The 3,715-nt window shown below is 52.6% G+C and carries 4 protein-coding genes; all 4 read left to right on the plus strand.

Annotation, left to right across the window (positions count from 1 at the left end):
* Positions 1-231: 231 nt before the first annotated feature.
* On the plus strand, positions 232-528 hold the full coding sequence (locus LQZ21_RS14850; protein WP_411045361.1) for a hypothetical protein: 297 nt from the start codon (positions 232-234) through the stop codon (positions 526-528).
* A complete protein-coding gene (locus LQZ21_RS14855; protein WP_411045362.1) occupies positions 525-1,817 on the plus strand; it encodes a KGGVGR-motif variant AAA ATPase in 1,293 nt (430 codons plus the stop codon). The genes LQZ21_RS14850 and LQZ21_RS14855 overlap by 4 nt, the downstream gene beginning before the upstream one ends.
* Positions 1,810-3,270, plus strand: a complete 1,461-nt coding sequence (locus LQZ21_RS14860) for a hypothetical protein (RefSeq protein WP_411045363.1) — start codon at positions 1,810-1,812, stop codon at positions 3,268-3,270. Before LQZ21_RS14855 ends, LQZ21_RS14860 begins: the two co-directional genes overlap by 8 nt.
* 174 nt (positions 3,271-3,444) lie before the next feature.
* The coding region (locus LQZ21_RS14865) for a Uma2 family endonuclease (RefSeq protein ID WP_411045364.1) at positions 3,445-3,715 on the plus strand (271 nt) is incomplete at its 3' end.

Here is a 3,715-nt window from a genome sequence, read left to right on the forward strand (position 1 = left end):
TCGGCGGTACTGGAAGGGTTTTCACTCACCTTAAGCGATATTTTTTCAAACCTTGCGTAGGTTGTTTAACGGATACATTACGAATGAAAGCGTGACTTTCAAAGGGTAAAGATGGTGCCACCGGATTTTTATAATGCCTATGAACGGCACAGGAAAGACGCAAATTATCTGTTCAACGACTCCCGATGGCCAAACGCGGATCACCTCTACGGATTAGCGGCGGAGTGCGGATTGAAATGTCTAATGCTGGAGTTTGGTATGATCCTTAAACCGACAGGAGTCCCGTTCGACAAAGACAGGGTACACATTGATGAACTCTGGGCTCGCTACGAGACATACCGGGCCGGCGTCGGCGCCGCAGGATACCTGCTTCCCCGGCAGAACCCCTTTGACAACTGGGATATTTCCCAGCGCTATGCCAATAGATCAATTTTCAGCCAAATGTATGTAGAGGCACACCGGCAGGGAGTGGAACTTGTGCGGAGCCTGGTCAACAAAGCCGTTTTGGAAGGAAGACTGGTGATATGAAAACCTTTGATGAAATACTGCCGGCGCTTCAGAAATCATTGAAAGGAGAAGCCGTGAATCTGGCAAAAATCGGGAAACTGATCATCAACCGCGATCTGAACGGTCTTGTCCGGTTGGTGGTGGCTGAAAAGGTCGAATCTGACAGGAATGCCAAAAACGCCCTGGATGCGGTGGTGTGCAGTATCGCCGGTCTTCTTGAATCCCGTCTTCCCGCAACAAGCCCGGTGATCTATGAACCTTCCCCGGATACGGTGTTGCGGGGGATCCCCCATTTCCCCCTGCAGGACTTTCCGAACGTTATCATAGCGGATCGTCTTCTTACCGAAAATGACTGGAGGAGCATAGCGCCGCCCGCCTCCGGCGCAAGCCGTATCGTATTTTTTTCGATAAAGGGGGGCGTGGGACGCTCAACAGCCTTAGCGGCGGCGGCATGGGCATTGGCCGAGAAGGGTAAAAAGGTTATGGTCCTGGATCTGGACCTTGAATCCCCCGGCCTTTCCAGCTCCCTGCTGCCCGATGATAAATGCCCCGCCTATGGCATAACCGACTGGCTGGTTGAGGATCTGCTCCATAACGATGAGGCGGTTTTCCCCTATATGACCGCCATAAGCGATCTCTCCCGTAACGGAGAGATCTGTATCGTTCCGGCCCACGGCCGGGATCCCGGTGAATACATCGCAAAACTGGGACGGGTATGGATGTCAAAATACAAACCCGATAATTCCCTTGAGCCCTGGCAAAACCGCCTTGGCCGTCTGCTGGAGAAGCTGGAAAACCAGTGGCGCCCCGATGTTATTTTAATCGATTCCCGCGCCGGTATTGATGAGGTAGCTTCCGCCTGCATTACCAGTCTGGGGGCCGAGACGGTTTTGCTCTTTGCCATTGACAGTGATCAGACCTGGGCCGGATACGATATCCTTTTCCGGCATTGGCTCCGCAACGAGGCGGCTCAGGACATCCGCGGCCGCCTGCGTATAGTGGGGGCGTTGATTCCGGAAACCAATCAAACAGAGTATATTGACGGACTCTGTGAACATGCTTGGAATATTTTTACCGAGAGCTTATACGATACGGTTCCCCCCGGCGCTTCCGATGAAGATTATTTTAACTACGACAAGGCAGATGGCGACGCTCCCCATTACCCCTGGCCGGTGATGTGGAACCGTGGATTTGCGGCGCTGCAGAATGTATATGCGCCTCTGCAACAGGCGGTGGTCAAAGAACAGGCGCTCAGCATCTTTGGCGGCTTGATAAAAGGCCTGGAAGGAATTATAAAAAAAAATGACTGATCTCCTCCAAATAATCCGCCAAGCGATAGTTGAGGTTATTCCGGAAACCTCTTTTAATTCCGCGGAACCCCTCAGTCCCCGAAAGCTCTATATTCCCCCGGCGCATATAAAATCGCTGCGGCTGCACCATAACCTGATAATCGGCGCCAGGGGGGTGGGTAAGACCACCTGGACCAGGGCGCTGGGAGATGAGATATTACGGGCCATCATCGGAGGCAATATACCGGAATTAAAAAATATAAAGGCGCAAATCGGGTTTTCGGAAAGTTCGATGGACAGCCAGTACCCTTCACTGGAAATCTACACGGATCTTTTGGAAAAAAAATTTACCGCCTATGAGGTCTGGCAAACCGTGCTTGCACGCTGGTTATGCGGGGAAACAGGGGATCCGGTTCCGGTGAATGGCTGGACGGACAGTGTCACCTGGGTACGGAAGAATCCTGAACCCTGGACCAGACTTTTACAGAAGGCCAATGATCTGTTTAAATCGAAGGGCATCAACGGCCTCATCGTATTTGACGCCCTGGATCGTTCCGGCAACAACTGGGAACAAATAAATGAAATAGTCCGGGATCTGCTGCGCCTGGCGGTACGGTTAAAGGCATACTCCAATATCCATACAAAAATCTTTTTACGGGAAGATCAACTCTCACGAACCGTTACGGATTTTCCGGATTCTTCAAAACTCCTGGCCGCAAAGATCGACCTTGACTGGTATTTATACGATCTGCACGGGCTCCTCTGGCATCTGCTCTGTAACGCGCCGGGTGAAGGCGGCGATGTACTCCGGAACCTGTACCGGGAATCCCTTGGCCGCGATCCGGAGCAGATTGAAGATTACTGGGTAATTGCCAATGAGGCCAAATGGGACGAAGCAACCCAGCGTCGTCTGTTTGAAAAACTGGCCGGTTCTCAGATGGGAAGAGATAAGCGGCGGGGTGTTCCCTACATCTGGTCCGTGAGCCACCTGGCGGATGGCAAAGGGCGGACCTCCCCCCGGTCCTTTCTGGCGGCCATACGGAAAGCGGCGGAGGATTCGTCAGTCAGGGGCGGCGATTATCCCCTGCATTATGAAAGTATCAAAAGGGGGGTGCAAAAGGCCTCTTCTATCAGGATTGATGAGATGGCGGAGGATTACCCCTGGGTACGGGATATTTGTGAACCCCTGGAGAATCTGAATGTACCGGTAGAGTTTACCACCATACAGGACCGCTGGGATAGAAGATATCCCCAGGGACCCAATAGCATCACCTCAAAGCGGCTCCCTCCCCAACATCAGGATCAGGGATGGATCGGAATACAAAAAGAACTCATCCGCCTCGGGGTGTTTACGGAGATGCGGGACGGCCGCATCAATATGCCGGATCTGTACCAGGTAGGCTTTGGCCTTGGGCGCAGGGGCGGCGTTACTCCTATTAATAAGCCTCCACGGAGCAGAACTCCGGGATATTAAACCCCTCAACACGGATAACTTACGAACGAAAGCCCCACTTTCATTGGAAATTAACACCCTGAATTTTTTCTTTTGTTCGTGATGTTCGTGTCGTTCGTGGTTAAAAATTCCTATACAGTTATCCCGGCAGATACCCGTGTTGACGGGGATCGCGTTCCGGTCTACACTTAACCCATGGGTGACGCCGCGCGGATCTTGGATGAAGGACAGCATTTTACCTACGCCGATTACAAGGCATGGGAACTGGACGAGGGTGAACGCTTCGAGCTTATCAATGGAATCGCCTATGCCCAGGCGGCCCCCAATGATTTTCATCAGGCGGTTCTTGCGGAACTGACCGCACAACTGGTCGTATATTTACGGGGTAAGCCCTGCAAGGTGCGTCCGGCGCCCTACGACGTGCGGCTCTTCTATGCGGAAGACGAAAGCGACGATACGGTGGTTC

It is taken from the genome of Treponema sp. TIM-1 (assembly GCF_046533115.1).
In the GTDB taxonomy this organism is placed as follows: domain Bacteria; phylum Spirochaetota; class Spirochaetia; order Treponematales; family Breznakiellaceae; genus JAIRMO01.

Bases quoted from the DNA above. Each gene is read 5' to 3' on its own strand.
- LQZ21_RS14855 (WP_411045362.1), top strand. From the start codon at position 525: ATGAAAACCTTTGATGAAATACTGCCGGCGCTTCAGAAATCATTGAAA.
- LQZ21_RS14860 (WP_411045363.1), top strand. From the start codon at position 1,810: ATGACTGATCTCCTCCAAATAATCCGCCAAGCGATAGTTGAGGTTATT.